This is a genomic window from Vibrio sp. KUL70 (assembly GCF_059725515.1).
This window is the reverse complement of sequence record NZ_AP045834.1, coordinates 1,935,339-1,952,915: the sequence shown is the minus strand read 5'-3', so window position 1 is coordinate 1,952,915 and position 17,577 is coordinate 1,935,339. Positions and strand designations below refer to the sequence as shown.

15 protein-coding genes are annotated in these 17,577 nt (G+C 45.8%); 12 read left to right on the top strand and 3 right to left on the bottom strand.

Features of this window, described 5'->3' with window-relative positions; genetic code table 11:
• Positions 1 to 37 precede the first annotated feature (37 nt).
• Both cysB and AC6I7V_RS08470 read left to right on the top strand, forming a co-directional pair.
• A complete protein-coding gene (gene cysB, locus AC6I7V_RS08475; protein WP_255230412.1) occupies positions 38 to 1,012 on the top strand; it encodes an HTH-type transcriptional regulator CysB in 975 nt (324 codons plus the stop codon).
• A gap of 112 nt (positions 1,013 to 1,124) precedes the next feature.
• Positions 1,125 to 2,327, top strand: a complete 1,203-nt coding sequence (locus tag AC6I7V_RS08470; RefSeq protein ID WP_498010674.1) for a methyltransferase — start codon at positions 1,125 to 1,127, stop codon at positions 2,325 to 2,327.
• Between the two features lie 108 nt (positions 2,328 to 2,435).
• Here the strand turns inward: AC6I7V_RS08470 and ald are convergent, their stop codons facing one another.
• Positions 2,436 to 3,560, bottom strand: a complete 1,125-nt coding sequence (gene ald / locus AC6I7V_RS08465; RefSeq protein ID WP_255230414.1) for an alanine dehydrogenase — start codon at positions 3,558 to 3,560, stop codon at positions 2,436 to 2,438.
• A gap of 174 nt (positions 3,561 to 3,734) precedes the next feature.
• On the opposite strand from ald, the gene lrp reads away from it, so the two are divergent.
• The 5 genes from lrp (at position 3,735) to serS (ending at position 10,907) form a co-directional block, all read left to right on the top strand.
• Positions 3,735 to 4,229: a leucine-responsive transcriptional regulator Lrp gene (lrp, locus tag AC6I7V_RS08460; RefSeq protein WP_004734558.1), complete on the top strand. Its 495-nt coding sequence runs from the start codon at positions 3,735 to 3,737 to the stop codon at positions 4,227 to 4,229.
• 129 nt (positions 4,230 to 4,358) lie between these two features.
• Complete coding sequence (locus tag AC6I7V_RS08455) at positions 4,359 to 7,382, top strand: DNA translocase FtsK (protein ID WP_498010673.1); 3,024 nt, start codon at positions 4,359 to 4,361, stop codon at positions 7,380 to 7,382.
• An 83-nt stretch (positions 7,383 to 7,465) separates the two neighbouring features.
• Positions 7,466 to 8,062: an outer membrane lipoprotein periplasmic chaperone LolA gene (lolA, locus tag AC6I7V_RS08450; RefSeq protein WP_150894081.1), complete on the top strand. Its 597-nt coding sequence runs from the start codon at positions 7,466 to 7,468 to the stop codon at positions 8,060 to 8,062.
• 44 nt (positions 8,063 to 8,106) lie between these two features.
• Positions 8,107 to 9,456, top strand: coding sequence for a replication-associated recombination protein A (locus AC6I7V_RS08445; protein ID WP_255230432.1), 1,350 nt, complete (start codon positions 8,107 to 8,109; stop codon positions 9,454 to 9,456).
• A 143-nt stretch (positions 9,457 to 9,599) separates the two neighbouring features.
• Positions 9,600 to 10,907 (top strand): serine--tRNA ligase, encoded by a 1,308-nt coding sequence (serS, locus tag AC6I7V_RS08440; RefSeq protein WP_255230433.1) that lies wholly within the window; start codon positions 9,600 to 9,602, stop codon positions 10,905 to 10,907.
• An 82-nt stretch (positions 10,908 to 10,989) separates the two neighbouring features.
• On the opposite strand, the gene bioA is transcribed toward serS, so the two are convergent.
• Entirely contained in the window at positions 10,990 to 12,267 is a 1,278-nt protein-coding gene (gene bioA, locus AC6I7V_RS08435) for an adenosylmethionine--8-amino-7-oxononanoate transaminase (protein WP_498010672.1), read from the bottom strand.
• A 162-nt stretch (positions 12,268 to 12,429) separates the two neighbouring features.
• On the opposite strand from bioA, the gene bioB reads away from it, so the two are divergent.
• From bioB to bioD, 4 genes are read left to right on the top strand one after another with little or no spacing between them, the layout of a single operon-like run.
• A complete protein-coding gene (gene bioB / locus AC6I7V_RS08430; protein WP_498010671.1) occupies positions 12,430 to 13,482 on the top strand; it encodes a biotin synthase BioB in 1,053 nt (350 codons plus the stop codon).
• A complete protein-coding gene (gene bioF / locus AC6I7V_RS08425) occupies positions 13,469 to 14,632 on the top strand; it encodes an 8-amino-7-oxononanoate synthase (RefSeq protein WP_498011671.1) in 1,164 nt (387 codons plus the stop codon). Before bioB ends, bioF begins: the two co-directional genes overlap by 14 nt.
• Positions 14,633 to 15,436: a malonyl-ACP O-methyltransferase BioC gene (bioC, locus tag AC6I7V_RS08420; protein ID WP_498010670.1), complete on the top strand. Its 804-nt coding sequence runs from the start codon at positions 14,633 to 14,635 to the stop codon at positions 15,434 to 15,436.
• Positions 15,433 to 16,116 (top strand): dethiobiotin synthase, encoded by a 684-nt coding sequence (bioD, locus tag AC6I7V_RS08415; protein ID WP_498010669.1) that lies wholly within the window; start codon positions 15,433 to 15,435, stop codon positions 16,114 to 16,116. The genes bioC and bioD overlap by 4 nt, the downstream gene beginning before the upstream one ends.
• A gap of 99 nt (positions 16,117 to 16,215) precedes the next feature.
• Here the strand turns inward: bioD and AC6I7V_RS08410 are convergent, their stop codons facing one another.
• Positions 16,216 to 16,383 (bottom strand): hypothetical protein, encoded by a 168-nt coding sequence (locus AC6I7V_RS08410; RefSeq protein WP_167332347.1) that lies wholly within the window; start codon positions 16,381 to 16,383, stop codon positions 16,216 to 16,218.
• A 276-nt stretch (positions 16,384 to 16,659) separates the two neighbouring features.
• On the opposite strand from AC6I7V_RS08410, the gene htpX reads away from it, so the two are divergent.
• On the top strand, positions 16,660 to 17,523 hold the full coding sequence (gene htpX, locus AC6I7V_RS08405) for a protease HtpX (protein ID WP_032552091.1): 864 nt from the start codon (positions 16,660 to 16,662) through the stop codon (positions 17,521 to 17,523).
• Positions 17,524 to 17,577: the final 54 nt, after the last annotated feature.

Here is a 17,577-nt window from a genome sequence, read left to right as displayed (position 1 = left end):
TTAGCACCGAAATGAGTAAAGGATTACGAGGTCACCGATGAAGTTACAACAACTGAAGTACATTGTTGAAGTAGTCAACCACAACCTGAATGTCTCTGCGACAGCCGAGAGCCTCTATACGTCTCAACCGGGTATCAGTAAGCAAGTTCGTCTGTTAGAAGATGAGTTAGGTATCCAGATTTTTGAGCGTAGCGGTAAACACTTGACCCAAGTTACGCAAGCGGGTGAAGACATTGTTCGAATCTCGCAGGAAATCCTTGCTCGCGTAGAGAGTATCAAAGCGGTGGCGGGTGAACACACTCATCCTGAGATGGGGACATTGAATATCTCTACGACTCATACACAAGCCCGCTATGCGTTGCCTGATGTGATTAAAGGTTTTACCGCTCGTTATCCAAAAGTATCGCTTCATATGCACCAAGGTACACCAAGCCAGATGTCAGAAGCGGTAGCTAAAGGTACGGCGAACTTCGCAATTGCAACTGAAGCGCTTCATCTCTATCAAGATGCCATTATGTTGCCGTGCTATCACTGGAATCGTTCAATTGTGGTGACGAAAGACCATCCGTTGGCACAAAAGCAGAAGGTAACCATCGAAGACTTAGCGGCATACTCGCTGGTGACTTATGTATTTGGTTTTACTGGACGTTCAGAGCTTGATACTGCGTTTAATAAGGTGGGTTTAACACCACGTGTTGTATTTACTGCAACCGATGCCGACGTGATTAAGACTTATGTGCGCATGGGGATTGGTGTTGGTGTCATCGCGAGCATGGCGATTGATGCAGAGCAGGACAAAGACCTAGTCGCGATCGATGCGAGCCATCTATTTGGAGCGAGTACAACCAGTATTGGCTTCCGCCGCGGTACTTTTTTACGCTCTTACATGTTTGACTTCATGGAACGTTTTGCACCGCACTTAACGCGCCCTGTCGTTGAACAAGCGATTTCATTGAAGTCAAATGAAGAAATTGAAGAGATGTTTAAAGACATCGAGCTTCCGGTAAGATAGATACTATGTTGTTCAGGCCTGCTTTTGAGTAGGCCTGATTACTATCAGATGTCCACCAATACTTTCTATTTGCATGGCTTCCACCTACAATCCCTCCACTACAGGGGGCCGCATGCAATCCAAATTCCAAATTCTTGATTCCTTTCTTCATCAACACCAAGTTTATTGGCGATCTGAGCCGTTCCATCTTTGCCAACAAGATGAGCTTCCTTGGCGTAGTCACAATCAACCTTTATTTGCATGGCTACAATCGCTTAACCATGATCAGATCTTGGCGTTTAAAGAACAGCCAGCATCTCTAATTGAAGAGTTGAACGCATTTTTCCCTGAGTTACTTCAAATCGTTGAGACTGTGGAGTTATCGACATTGAAGAAAAAAGGGTTAGATCTCCCTAAAGGAGTAGGCACTGGAATTCCAGGTCGAAAGCTTGAGCAGATCTTGTTAATGAGTGAAGCGGTATTGAATCATCACAAAGGAAAAGAGTGGCTTGAGTGGTGTTCTGGTAAGGGGTTCCTTGGTCGGATTTTGTCGCAACAATCGAAGCAACAAGTGACTAGCTTTGAATGGCAGCAATCGCTGTGTGACAGTGGCCAAGCGATTGCGGATGCGCAGCAGCTGCCGATGCAGTTCGTGCAAGGAGACGCCTTTTCTGAGGACTCCGATAAGGTATTTAACCACAATCAACATGCCGTAGCGCTTCACGCTTGTGGTGATCTTCACGTTACTTTGCTCAATAAGGTGGTTAGCCACTCGCTTCCTGCAGTTACGATCTCACCGTGTTGTTACCACCTGATTCAGTCGGATCGCTATCAAGCCATGTCAAAAGTGGCACAGTCTTCACCACTTTCTCTATCAAAATCCGATCTGCGAATACCATTGCAGGAAACCGTCACTGGCGGAGAACGTGTTAAGAGGCATCGTCAATTGGAGATGAGCTTTCGATTGGGCTTTAGCCAGCTGATCAAGCGTGAGCTTGGAGTTCTAGAGTATTTACCAGTCCCGAGTATCAAAAAATCAGAGCTGTCTCAGGGCTTTGAAGCGTTTTGCTGTTGGGCAGCGAAGCAGAAAGGACTCATTTTACCTAGTGAGCTAGATTTCGAGTTGTATGGGAGGTTAGGTGAGCAGCTTTTCTGGAATATGGAGCGACTCAGCTTGGTACAGCAAGTGTTTAGAAGACCACTGGAGATGTGGTTAACTTTGGATAGGGCGCTTTACCTAGAAGAGCAGGGCTACCAAACGTCGGTTGAACAGTTTTGCGAAAGACACATCACACCACGTAACATTCTGATTCGAGGTTGGAAGTCTGATAGGTAAAGTAGGCGCCAACTAGCGCTGCAAGCTATAAGATATAAAAAAGCCAGCTTGAAAAGAATCAAGCTGGCTTTTACATTGCTAGTCAGTCAAAACTGTCTATACAGGTTCTTAATTGAACATTGCGATAGCTTCAGCTGGGTCTACGTATTCTAGGTCAAAGCTCTCTGCAACTTCTTTGCAAGTTACTTTACCGTGGATAACGTTTAGACCTTCTAGGAAACCTTTGTCCGCTAGAAGTGCTTCACGGTAACCTTTGTTCGCTAGTTTAACAATGTAAGGAAGTGTTGCATTGTTTAGCGCGAATGTTGAAGTGCGAGCAACGGCACCTGGCATGTTAGCAACACAGTAGTGAACAACGTCGTCAACGATGTAAGTTGGTTCTGCGTGTGTTGTTGCGTGAGAAGTCTCGAAACAGCCGCCTTGGTCGATTGCTACGTCTACCACTGCTGCGCCTGGCTTCATCTTAGCGATGTGCTCTTTAGTCACTAGTTTAGGAGCAGCTGCGCCTGGAATTAGTACGGCACCGATAACTAGGTCAGCTTCTAGAACGTGCTTCTCGATAGCGTCTTCAGTAGAGTAAACCACTTTAGCGCGACCTTGGAACTCTTCATCTAGGCGACGAAGTGTATCAACGTTACGGTCTAGGATAGTGACGTCTGCACGTAGGCCAACAGCCATACGCGCTGCGTTAGCGCCCACTACGCCGCCGCCGACAACAACAACTTTTGCTGGCTCAACACCCGGAACACCGCCAAGTAGAAGACCACGACCGCCGTGAGATTTCTCAAGAGTTTGTGCACCCGCTTGAATAGACATGCGACCTGCAACTTCAGACATTGGTGCTAATAGTGGCAAGCGACCCATATTATCTGTTACAGTCTCATAGGCTACGCAGACAGCTTTGCTCTTGATAAGCTCTTCAGTTTGTGGAAAATCTGGTGCAAGGTGTAAATAAGTAAATAATATTTGCCCTTCGCGAAGCATAGCTCGCTCGACAGCTTGAGGTTCTTTAACCTTTACAATCATATCTGCTTTCGCGAATACGTCAGCAGCAGTAGGAAGAATGGATGCGCCTACAGCGATGTAATCATCGTCTGAAAAACCGATACCATTACCGGCATTGGTTTCAACAAAAACTTGGTGACCATGTGAGATTAGTTCTCTCACGCTAGCTGGGATCATACCAACGCGGTACTCGTGGTTTTTGATTTCCTTAGGTACGCCAATAATCATCCTGAATCCTCATTTTATTTTGGTTGTATAATCTATAGTAGTTGTATTAACTGTTTGTAGGGTAATTCTGTCGAATTAATATCTAGTATAGTTATGTTTAAATAAAATTTGATACTGAATATTAAAAAGTTGTAGTATATTTTTTTGCAAGGAAGTAATAAGGTGGAATAAAAAATGGCAGACAACTATAAGAAGCCGTCCAAGGAACTAGACCGTATCGACCGCAACATTCTTAATGAGTTGCAAAAAGACGGTCGTATTTCGAACGTTGAACTTTCAAAACGTGTGGGTCTTTCTCCGACTCCGTGTTTGGAACGTGTTCGTCGTTTGGAGCGTCAAGGGTACATTACAGGGTATACAGCGCTGCTTAATCCTCAGTACTTAGATGCATCACTATTGGTGTTTGTTGAAATTACATTGAACCGCGGTGCGCCAGATGTATTTGAACAATTTAACACTGCCGTTCAAAAGCTAGACGACATCCAAGAGTGTCATTTAGTGTCGGGTGACTTTGACTATCTTCTAAAAACACGTGTATCGGATATGGGTGCTTACCGTAAACTTCTAGGTGATACGCTACTGCGTTTACCTGGCGTGAACGACACTCGTACCTACGTGGTAATGGAAGAAGTGAAACAAACCAACCAGCTGGTGATTAAAACTCGTTAGTCATCAATGGTCGAACAGCAAGAAAGCGGAACTTAGTTTCCGCTTTCTTGCTTTCTGGAATTGGGTTTTTCCGTTTGATATGGTTAAATCAACAGTAGTTTTTATCAAACATATTTATAAAGCTGGTTTATGTTCAAAGAGAGCGGCAACAAAGTCGAAACAATCATCAAAACGAGTGAAGAGCCTCAGTCTTCTCGTTTGACGGGTACCCAACGTTTAAAAGAGTGCAGCCTGATTCTGGGTGTGCTGTTTTCAATTCTCCTTGCCGTCGCACTGCTGACTTTTAATCCTGCAGATCCATCTTGGTCTCAAACGGCTTGGGGTGGAGAGATACAAAACGCAGGCGGCTATGTTGGTGCTTGGTTGGCAGATACACTGTTTTTTATCTTTGGTTCTCTAGCTTATCCTTTGCCTATTCTTGTTACGTTAGCGGCGTGGGTGCTGTTCCGTAAGCGTGATGAAGATGAAACCATCGACTTTATGTTGTGGGGCACGCGTTTACTTGGCCTCACGATTCTTCTATTAACCAGCTGTGGCTTGGCAGATATCAACTTTGACGATATCTGGTACTTTTCATCAGGTGGTGTGATTGGTGACGTGATGACCAGTCTAGCGTTACCTACTCTGAATATTCTAGGGTCAACGCTTGTTCTGCTATTCCTGTGGGGCGCTGGTTTTACCCTCCTTACAGGGATCTCATGGCTCAGTATTGTTGAGTGGCTTGGAAATACTGCGATTCATCTATTTACAGCTCTCGTGAATAAAATGCGCGGTCATGACCAAGAGGTGATGGAGCCGGAACTTAAGGAAACCGAACAGCACGATGAGTTGCACACTGCGCCGTCGAATCCGCCAATTGAGGGTGTTGCTGAAGAGATTGAAGAAACCAATGACCCACTGACGAGCGACCCAAGCCTACACTTCTCGGCTACGACTGAACCAGAAGTAGAAATGCCAGTGACTGAGCCTAAGCGCCATTTCAATATCCATATGCCTGAAAAAGAACCTGAAGTTGCGGTTAAGTCATCTGCTGTAAAACCTGCTGAAAAGCCTCAGCCAACTTATCACTCACCGGAAGAACCACTGGAAGAAGGTGTAGAACGTTCTAAGCAATTGAATGCGACTATTGAGCAGCTAGAACATGCAGCTATGGATGAAGACGATCTAGCCGAGCAAGTGCAAACAGAAGCTCGTCATTCACAAGCCGCTTATCAAGAATATATGCAAGAGCAGCCAGTGGAGCCTCAGGTTGCGCCAGAGCCTGTTGTTGAACAAGAATCAAGATTTGATGTAGAGCCCGTTCAGAACAATGAACCAGTCTCGTTTACTTCGGACCCAGAGCCAGAGGTTGTGCCAGAACCTATGTTCATTGAACAACCTGCTGTTGATAATGAGATTGCTGAAGAAACGGCTTTTGAAGAGACACCTCGTCAAGAATCTAGTATTGACGAAAGTAATTGGAACGAAACGGATACTGAAGTAGATAAAGTTGAAGAGCAGGCGATTGACCTGCCTTGGGAAGAAGTAACGGAAGAAGAACCTGCACATCCAGACCAAGATGTAGCCGCGTTCCAGAATATTGTTTCTGAAGCGCAAGCGAATATGGCGGCAGCGCAGAATCCATTCTTGGTTCAAAAAGAGCCGAATCTTCCTAAACCAACGTCTCCGATGCCGACTTTAGAGCTACTTTACCACCCTGAAAAGCGTGACAACTTTATTGATCGCGATGCTCTAGAAGATATTGCTCGTCTGGTTGAGTCAAAGCTCGCTGACTATAAAATCAAAGCTGAAGTGGTGGATATCTTCCCAGGCCCTGTGATTACTCGATTCGAGCTTGATCTTGCACCGGGTGTGAAAGTGAGTCGAATCTCAAGTCTATCGATGGACTTGGCACGTTCATTGTCTGCGATGGCTGTCCGTGTCGTAGAAGTTATTCCGGGTAAACCCTATGTAGGTCTGGAGCTGCCAAATATGAGTCGCCAAACCGTCTTCTTCTCTGACGTGGTGGGTAGCCAGCAGTTTATTGATGCTAAATCACCAACAACGGTCGTGATGGGTCAAGACATCGCGGGTGAAGCGGTTATTGCTGATATCGCCAAAATGCCTCACGTGCTGGTGGCAGGTACGACTGGTTCTGGTAAGTCTGTGGGTGTAAACGTAATGATTTTGAGTATGTTGTATAAGGCAACGCCTGAAGATCTGCGCTTCATTATGATCGACCCGAAAATGCTTGAGCTATCTATCTATGAAGGTATCCCACATCTATTGTCAGAAGTGGTTACCGACATGAAAGATGCGTCTAATGCACTGCGCTGGTGTGTGGGAGAGATGGAGCGACGTTATAAGCTAATGTCAGCGTTAGGCGTACGTAACATTAAAGGATACAACGATAAGCTGAAAATGGCGGCGGAAGCAGGGCACCCAATTCATGATCCATTGTGGCAAGCTGGCGATAGTATGGACCCTGAGCCTCCATTACTTGAAAAACTGCCTTATATCGTTGTCGTTGTTGACGAATTTGCCGACTTAATGATGGTCGTGGGTAAGAAAGTTGAAGAATTGATTGCACGTCTCGCACAAAAAGCACGTGCAGCAGGTATTCACTTGATTCTTGCAACACAGCGCCCATCGGTTGATGTAATCACCGGTTTGATAAAAGCGAATATCCCAACTCGTGTTGCGTTCACCGTATCGACGAAAACGGACTCTCGTACTATCTTGGATCAAGGTGGTGCGGAATCACTACTGGGTATGGGTGATATGCTTTACTTACCACCTGGTTCAAGCCATACCATTCGTGTCCACGGTGCATTCGCATCAGATGATGATGTACATGCTGTCGTTAACGACTGGAAAGCGCGTGGTAAGCCAAACTACATCGATGAGATTACCAACGGCGAACAGACCCCAGAAACTCTGCTTCCGGGAGAGAAGATGGAAGGCGATGAAGACGTTGATCCATTGTTTGATCAGGTTGTTGAGCATGTAGTTCAGTCACGTCGTGGCTCGGTGTCGGGTGTTCAGCGTCGATTTAAGATCGGTTATAACCGTGCAGCTCGTATCGTGGAGCAGTTAGAAGCTCAAGGTATTGTGAGCCCACCGGGGCACAATGGTAACCGTGAGGTATTAGCGCCAGCACCGCCGAAAGAGTAATCGCTTAATTGCGTAGATAGGAACTCAACCCTTAATAATCGGTCATAGCTTTATGATCGATTTACCTTGTAACAGGATAATTAATGAAAAAAGCACTCGCACTTCTATTTATGAGTTTTTCCGTTTTCGCTTCACCGAAGGAAGAACTGAGCAACCGACTCGCGCTAAACGCAGGTTTTAGTGCCGATTTCAAACAGGTTGTCACAAGTCCTGATGGCGATGTTGTCATGGAAGGAGAGGGTACAGTAGAAATTGCACGCCCAAGCCTATTCCGCTGGGAAACCACCTTCCCAGATGAAAACCTATTGGTCTCTGATGGTCAAAGCCTTTGGTACTACAGCCCATTTATTGAGCAAGTCAGTATCTATTGGCAAGAACAAGCAACCGCGCAAACGCCATTTGTATTGCTGACTCGTAACCAACAGAGCGATTGGGATAACTACGATGTAACCCAATCGGGTAACCAATTTACACTCAAGCCAACGGCTGTTGATTCGAATCAAGGAGATTTCCAAATTCAGATCAACGACAAAGGCATCGTTCAAGGCTTTAATGTCATTGAGCAGGACGGTCAAAAAGGTGAGTTCACATTCAGTAATGTTGAACTGGGCAAGCCAAGCAGTGATCGTTTTACTTTCGTCGCCCCAGAGGGTGTCGAAGTTGACGACCAAAGAAACTGATTCTTTAGTGTTGTCCAATTTAATAGCGAATCAAGAGATAGCCATTGAGTAACTACAGTTTAGACTTTTCGGGGGACGAAGATTTTCGTCCCCTTGCTGCTCGTATGAGACCAGAAACGGTCGAGCAGTACATCGGTCAACAGCATATTCTGGGACCCGGTAAACCTCTGCGTCGAGCGCTCGAAGCTGGACATATTCATTCTATGATTTTATGGGGGCCTCCGGGTACAGGAAAGACGACGTTAGCTGAGGTGGCGGCGAATTATGCCAATGCTGAAGTCGAGCGCGTGTCAGCGGTGACTTCGGGGGTGAAAGACATACGTGTAGCGATCGATAAAGCTCGTGAAAACAAGCAAGCGGGCCGTCGAACTATTTTGTTTGTGGATGAGGTACATAGGTTCAACAAAAGCCAACAAGATGCGTTTTTACCACATATCGAAGATGGCACCGTTACCTTTATTGGAGCGACAACCGAAAACCCGTCTTTCGAACTCAATAACGCTTTGCTCTCGAGAGCGCGTGTCTACAAACTGACTTCTCTCAACACTGATGATATCTCTCTCGTGATCCGCCAAGCCATTGAAGATAAAGAGCGTGGTCTAGGTGATGTAAGTGCCCACTTTGCAGACAACGTATTAGATCGTTTAGCTGAGTTAGTGAATGGCGATGCGCGCATGTCACTCAACTATCTTGAGCTACTTTACGATATGGCTGAGGATGATGAGCAAGGCCGCAAGTCAATTACGCTTCAATTGCTAGCAGAAGTCGCTGGTGAGAAGGTGGCTCGCTTTGATAACAAAGGCGACATTTGGTACGACTTGATTTCAGCAGTGCATAAGTCCATTCGTGGTTCAAACCCAGATGCTGCGTTGTATTGGTCGGCTCGTATGATTGCTGCTGGCTGTGACCCTTTGTACATCGTGAGACGTCTGTTGGCGATTGCATCTGAAGATATCGGTAACGCTGACCCAAGAGCCATGCAGGTTGCGATCTCGGCTTGGGATTGCTTTACTCGTATTGGTCCTGCAGAAGGCGAACGAGCGATTGCTCAAGCGGTTGTCTACCTTGCTTGTGCACCAAAGAGTAACGCTGTCTACACTGCCTGGAAGCAAGCACTTACCGATGCACATAACTTACCTGAGTACGAAGTGCCTCATCACTTAAGAAATGCGCCAACAAGTTTGATGAAGGACATGGGCTATGGGCAAGAATACCGTTATGCTCATGACGAACCTGGGGCCTACGCAGCAGGGGAAAAGTATCTGCCACCAGAAATGGGTGAGCGTCAGTACTATTTCCCAACAAAACGAGGCTTAGAGACCAAGATTGGTGAGAAGCTAGATTATCTGGCGGATTTGGACGCAAAAAGCCCACAAAAACGCTATGAAAAGTAGCCTTTTTTGGATATCTTAACCTAGTCATAAAATTCAGATTAAATCGTTAAAAAATGATGAAATAATCATCAGTTTTGGCGGTTTAGTGGTGTTTCAGTGGTCAAGCTACTGAATATTCAAATAACTAAAGCATAGGATTAGCAATGCTGGATTCTAAATTACTTCGAGCTGAGCTGGATGAAACAGCGGCAAAATTAGCACGTCGAGGCTTTGACCTTGATGTAGAGACAATTCGTGAACTTGAAGAAAAACGTAAGTCCCTTCAAATGAAAACTGAAGAACTGCAAGCGTTACGTAACTCTCGCTCGAAGTCCATTGGTCAAGCAAAAGCGAAAGGCGATCACGAAGAAGCTGAGCGCATCCTTGCAGAAGTAGGTAATCTAGGTTCTGAACTAGACGCAGCTAAAGTTGCACTAGCCGATCTTCAAGGTGAGCTTGAAGCGATCACGATGGCAATTCCTAACCTGCCAGACGATTCAGTACCAGCAGGTAAAGACGAAGACGACAACGTAGAGATCTCTCGTTGGGGTGAGCCAAAGACTTACGACTTCGAAGTAAAAGATCACGTTGATCTTGGTGAGCTTTCTGGTGGTCTTGATTTCGCTAGCGCAGTTAAGATTTCTGGTTCTCGCTTTATCGTAATGAAGGGTAAATTTGCGCGTCTACACCGTGCAATTGCTCAGTTCATGCTAGACCTTCACACTGATGAGCACGGTTACACAGAGATGTACGTACCGTACCTAGTGAACCACGACAGCCTATACGGCACTGGTCAATTACCTAAGTTCGGTGAAGACCTGTTCCACACAAGCCCGCTAACAGAGCAGGTAAGTGATGTTCCTCTTAAGAAACTATCGCTTATCCCAACTGCGGAAGTTCCAGTAACGAACCTAGTGCGCGATACCATTACGGAAGAAGCGGAACTGCCACTTAAGATGACAGCTCACACGCCTTGTTTCCGTTCTGAAGCAGGTTCTTACGGTCGTGATACTCGTGGTCTTATCCGTATGCACCAGTTCGACAAAGTTGAGCTTGTACAGATCACTAAGCCAGAAGACTCAATGGCAGCACTAGAAGAACTAACAGGTCACGCTGAGAAAGTTCTACAACTTCTAGAGCTTCCTTACCGTAAAGTGGTTCTATGTACCGGTGACATGGGCTTCGGCGCTGCGAAAACTTACGATTTAGAAGTTTGGGTTCCAGCTCAAGAGACTTACCGTGAAATCTCATCTTGTTCAAACATGTGGGACTTCCAAGCTCGCCGTATGCAGGCACGTTTCCGTCGTAAAGGCGAGAAGAAACCTGAGCTTGTACACACACTAAACGGTTCTGGTCTTGCTGTAGGTCGTACAATGGTTGCGATTCTAGAGAACAACCAAGAAGCAGATGGCCGTATCGCAATCCCAACAGTGCTTCAGAAGTACATGGGCGGCGTAACGCACATCGGTTAATGATTTAACCTTTGAATTGAAACCCAGCCTGCGCGCTGGGTTTTTTATTGCCTGAGTCTAACCATTATTAAAAGTTGTTAGGTTATTGAAAACACTCTGGTCGTTGGAGTGCACTATCAATGGCGGAGACTAGTTTCTCGATATGGTGCGATTCACTGATAAATGGAGGCATCATATAAATCAGTTTTCCGAAAGGTCGGATCCATACCCCTTGGTTAACAAAGTGAGCTTGTATTTCTTCCATATCAACGGGCGAGTGAGTTTCCACTACACCAATCGCGCCCAACCAACGAACGTCTTTGACTAACTCATGTTGTTTGAGCTTTGGGAGCAGCTCTGAGAAAAGCGATTCGATTTGTTTTGTCTGTAACTGCCAATCACCTTGTTCGATTAACCCAAGACTTGCTGCACCAACGGCACACGCGAGTGGGTTGCCCATGAAGGTAGGACCGTGCATAAAACATCCGGCTTCACCGCCACACACAGTATCAGCAACCTCTTTGCTTGCAAGCGTTGCGGAAAGGGTCATATACCCCCCAGTCAATGCTTTGCCGACACATAGAATGTCCGGTTGAATATCGGCATGCTCACAGGCAAACAGCTTACCCGTGCGACCAAAGCCTGTGGCAATTTCGTCAAGAATTAACAGCACATTAAATTCATCACACAGTGCTCTCACCTGTTTTAGAAACTCTGGATGATAGATACGCATTCCGCCGGCACCCTGTACTATGGGCTCTAAGATCACTGCTGCAATTTCTTGATGATGGATGCTGAGTTTTTCTCTGAAGCTGTTGACGTCGTCCGGGTTCCATTCATCCCAGAAACCAATTTTTGGAGAAGCTGCAAAGATATGTTCCGGCAGGAATCCTTTGTACAGACTATGCATTGAGTTCTCTGGGTCTGTCACGGACATCGCAGCGAAGGTGTCACCATGGTAGCCATCTCTTAGTGTTAAGAATTTGGAGCGCGGTTGTCCTTTTGCATGCCAGTACTGCAACGCCATCTTTAAACTCACCTCAACAGCGACCGAGCCGGAGTCTGCCAAAAATACATGTTCCAAATTACTAGGTGCGAGCTTTAGCAGCTTCTTACATAGGTCGATTGCCGGCTGGTGAGTAATACCACCGAACATAACATGTGAGACTTTATCGATTTGACTGTGCGCAGCGTCATTTAATACCGGGTGGTTGTATCCATGAATGGTGGACCACCAAGAAGACATCCCATCAATGACTCGCTTCCCATCTTCCATTTCTAGTAAAACCCCTTTGGCTCCCACAACCGGATAGCAGGTCAGAGGTGTGAGTGTCGAAGTGTAGGGATGCCAGATGTGCTGGCGATCAAAGGCGAGATCCATAGCGATTTCCATATTTGGTTTGAGTAAATATTAACCAGTTGTAAACTTTTGTTTTTATCAATGTGTTGACAGTCTAAAGCTTGTCGGTAGACTAGCCAAGCATAAATGCAAAACCTCAAACTGGATTTGCGCAAAAATAAGATAAAAGAAAAGGATCGACACGTGGAAGTTCGTCATAACTGGACAGTAGCTGAAGTAAAGGCTCTGCTTGAAAAACCGTTTATGGATTTGATGTTTGAAGCTCAACTCGTTCATAGACAGTACCAACTGCACAACCACGTGCAGGTGAGTACACTTCTTTCTATTAAAACCGGTGCTTGTCCAGAAGACTGTAAATACTGTCCACAAAGTGCTCACTACCGCACTGATGTTGATAAAGAGCGTTTGATGGAAGTTGAGCGCGTGCTTGATGCGGCTCAAAAAGCGAAAAACGCAGGTTCTACGCGTTTCTGTATGGGTGCTGCGTGGAAGAATCCGAAAGAGCGTGATATGCCTCATCTAACAGAGATGATCAAAGGCGTGAAAGGTATGGGTCTAGAAACTTGTATGACGCTTGGCATGTTAACGCCGGAACAGGCGGGTGAATTAGCTGACGCAGGTTTGGATTACTACAACCACAACCTAGATACCTCTCCTGAGTTCTATGGTAGCATCATTACGACTCGTACTTACCAAGACCGTCTAGATACCTTATCTCACGTTCGTGATGCAGGTATGAAGATCTGTTCTGGCGGTATCATCGGTATGGGTGAAAGCACCAATGATCGTGCCGGTTTACTTGTTGAACTTGCAAACCTCCCTGTTCATCCAGAAAGTGTGCCAATCAACATGCTAGTAAAAGTGAAAGGCACACCGATGGAAAACGTTGATGACGTAGAACCTTTCGACTTCATCAAGCTTATCGCGATTGCACGTATCATGATGCCGAAATCGGCGGTCCGACTGTCTGCTGGTCGTGAAAACATGAATGAACAGATGCAAGCGATGTGCTTTATGGCGGGTGCCAACTCTATCTTCTACGGCTGCAAACTGCTGACAACGCCAAACCCAGATGAAGATACAGATATGCAGCTATTCAAGAAACTGGGTATCAATAGCCAAGAAGTGGCTCAAAAGCCAGACGAAATCCAAGAAAACGAACTGTTAGATCAAGTGGTTGAGCGCGTTGCGGCTCGTCCAACGAAAGATGACATGTTCTACGATGCCAGCGTTTAACTCTCGTATTCAAAAAGCCCTTACTGATCGTGTTCAGCAAGGGCTTAATCGCCAGCTTAATGTCCTTAATCCGGTGAGCCACTCAGAAGTTGAGTTGGACTCTAAGATATACAGCAACTTTTCTAGCAACGATTATTTAGGCTTGGCGAATGATCCGGAGCTGGTTTCTGCTTGGCAGGATGGGTTGAGTCGATACGGGGCTGGTAGTGGTGCTTCACCATTGGTGACAGGCTTTAGCGCAGCGCACCAAAATCTAGAGTCCCAGCTGTGCGAATGGTTAGGCTATGAGCGTGCAATTCTGTTCAGCTCAGGCTTCAGCGCAAATCAAGCGTTGTTGTTTTCCCTTCTCGATAAAAACGACACTCTCATTCAAGACCGCTTGAATCACGCGTCGCTTATGGAAGCAGGGGTGTTATCTCCTGCGAAAATGAAGCGCTTTAAGCACAATGATGTGGCTTATTTGGCTTCGCAGCTTTCTGTTTCAGAAAATGCATTAGTGGTCACTGAAGGCGTTTTTAGTATGGATGGTGACCAAGCGCCATTGAATCAAATATCTAGAGTGACTAAGCAGAACGACGCTTGGTTAGCTGTCGATGATGCTCATGGTATTGGCATATTGGGCGAATACGGTGCAGGAAGCTGTGCAGCTGCAGGAGTAAAACCGGAGTTACTCGTAGTGACATTTGGTAAGGCTTTTGGTTTGTCTGGTGCAGCGATTCTTTGTAGTAAAGAGGTCGGGAATTACTTGACCCAGTTCGCAAGGCATCACGTTTACTCAACGGCGATTCCCCCAGCTCAAGCTCTCGCGTTAAGTACCGCGTGTCAAATGATACAGACCCAGCAATGGCGCAGAGATAAATTGAATGAACTGCAGGCGATTTATCATGATGGCGTGAAAGAACTGATGGGTTACATCGAAACCAATACGCCGATAAAGCCATTTATGGTCGGCCAGTCAGAGCATGCCATTAATATTGCAAATCGAATGAAAGAGAGTGGTATCTGGATGACCGCAATTCGTCCGCCGACAGTGCCAGCAGGGACTGCTCGTCTCAGAATTACATTGACGGCCAATCATAGCCCAGAGCAAGTGTCCCAGCTGACTCATTCGTTAAAAAGTGCGTTAGAAACGCAACGAGAGGTAGAGTAAATGTCACAGCAAGCCGTTGTAGAGAATTACACTGTCCAAGATAAAAAGGCGATTGCAGATGCCTTCGGAAAAGCTGCTAAAAATTACGATAAACATGCTGAATTTCAGCGTGACGTAGGTCAGCGCCTTCTCGATAAGTTACCTAATGATCTAACTGGCTATCAGGTATTAGATCTGGGGTGTGGGACAGGCTATTTCTCCAAGCTGCTTATTGAACGAGGAGCTACGGTTGTCTGCGCCGATTTGTCATTAGGTATGTTAGAGCAAGCCAAGCAGAGATGCGGAGATGGCGTGGCTGTTTATCAGCAAGCGGATGCGGAAGCCTTACCTCTTGAGGATGACCGTTTTGATTTGGTGTTCTCTAGCTTGGCTCTACAGTGGTGTGATGATCTCTCCATGCCATTGCGAGAAATGAAGAGAGTGACGCGTCAAGGCGGCTCAATCGCATTTTCTACCTTGCTAGATGGTTCTCTGGCTGAACTGAAAATGGCGTGGAGTAAAATTGACTCACATCAACACGTCAACCACTTTATTACCGCCAATCAGGTAAAAATTGCGTTAGCGCAATCTAGCTGTGTCCACCATCTACTAGACTTGCCCTCCATCACAGTATGGTACGATTCAGCGTTTGAATTGATGCGCGACCTTAAGGGAATTGGTGCCAACCACGTAAGTGGGCGCTCACAAGGTCTGACCAGTAGAAGAATGCTGCAGCTTGTCGAGCAAGAGTATCGAACATTTCAAAACCATCAAGGTTTCTTACCAGCAACATATCAAGTTTGTTTAGGGGTTATTCAATTATGATTGATGCATTATTTATTGCAGGTACGGATACCGAAGTGGGCAAAACCGTGGTTTCAAAAGCGATCCTACAAGCTTTTGCCGCGAAAGAACTTTCAACGATTGGCTACAAGCCTGTCGCAGCGGGTTGTGAGCAGTACACTGAAGGTGCGCGTAATAGCGACGCTCTTCATCTTCAAGAAGCGGCAACTCAAGACATCGATTACGATGATGTTAATCCATACGCATTGATGCTTCCGGCTTCTCCTCACATCGCAGCTAAGCGTGATGGTGTTGTAATTGATGAAGCGGTGCTTTCTCAAAAACTAGAGCAACACAAACAGAACTCGGACTTTGTGCTAGTTGAAGGTGCTGGTGGCTGGCGCGTACCGGTATCGGATGACGTGTGCTTGTCTAATTGGGTTAAGAAAGAGCAGCTTCCAGTTGTATTAACTGTGGGTATTAAACTAGGTTGTTTAAGCCATGCTCTATTAACAGCAGAAGCCATTCGTGCAGATGGCCTTAACTTAGTCGGTTGGGTTGCAAACAGAATTAATCCAGGTACCGAGCATTACGCTGACATCATCGCAATGTTAGAAGATAAGCTAGGTGCTCCGAAATTGGGTGAGATCCCTTATGTACCGAAAGCAAAATCTAAGAATATTGGTAAGTATATTGATGTACAACCTCTAATGATGCTGTAACGAGCAATTAGTGACCAATTAAAAATTACAAAGGGCTGCAAATATGCAGCCCTTTCCTTTATCTGTCGATCTCTTAAGCCAGAAGATCTCTAAGCGGTATTAGTGGTCTTTCGTTAGACCCATCAACGCTTGTTGTGTCTCTGTAATATTATTTTGTGCAGCCTCTGGCGTCACGATACCAATCTGTTTCTTTGCTTCTTCTTCAGTGATACCTAAGTGACAACACAGTAAATCAATAGCCATTTGAGTGTTAGTACCTTCAACCATGATCCTTTCCTTTTGTTACTCGGACTAGCCAATAAATCATCTAGGCACACTGTAAACGGATCAGTCGATGTTCTCTATACGACTTAGGTCTAATACCCAAGTCTAAATCGAATACGGTCTAGTAATTAAATGTTGCAATTTAATGCTTAACCTTGTTTTCTAATTCTTAGACTATATGTATAAGTAAATAGAAGTGTTCAAAGCGCGACATTCATCCTGTTGGCTTTGTCTATAATGATAAGTTTTTATAAAACAGCTTTCATGCGGAGATAAGTAATGAAGCGAGTAATGTTGTTCCTTGCAACCAACTTAGCGGTTGTATTGGTACTAAGTGTTGTTCTTAATATTGTATACGCTGTAACGGGGATGCAGCCTGGCAGCCTTTCAGGATTGCTCGTGATGGCTGCCGTATTCGGTTTCGGTGGTTCTTTCATTTCTTTGATGATGTCAAAAGGAATGGCTCTACGTTCTGTTGGCGGTATGGTGATTGAGAGCCCTCGCAATGAAACAGAACATTGGCTGATGGAAACAGTGAGCCGCCAAGCTCAACAAGTAGGTATCGGCATGCCAACCGTCGCTATCTATGATTCACCAGACATCAACGCATTTGCTACCGGTGCAAAACGCGATGATTCACTGGTTGCGGTATCAACGGGTCTACTGCACAGCATGACTCGTGACGAAGCTGAAGCGGTACTCGCTCACGAAGTTAGCCACATCGCAAACGGTGATATGGTAACAATGACTTTGATGCAAGGCGTTGTGAACACGTTCGTTATCTTCCTATCTCGCTTCATTGCGAACATCGTTGCTTCTAATGACAACGAAGAAGAGGGTGGCAGCAACATGATGGTGTACTTCGGTGTGTCTATGGTTCTTGAGCTAATCTTTGGCTTCCTAGCGAGCTTCATCACAATGTGGTACAGCCGTCACCGTGAGTTCCACGCCGATGCGGGTGCAGCGCGCCTAGTGGGTAAAGAGAAGATGATTGCTGCTCTAGAGCGTCTAAAAGTAAGTCACGAACCACAGCTTGAAGGTTCGATGATGGCATTTGGTATCAATGGTAAGAAGTCTCTGAGTGAGCTGCTAATGAGCCACCCACCACTAGACAAGCGTATTGCATCTCTACGTAACATGTAATCTTAAAGAGATTTGTGATTAAAAGGCTTCCTTCGGGAGGCCTTTTTTAATACT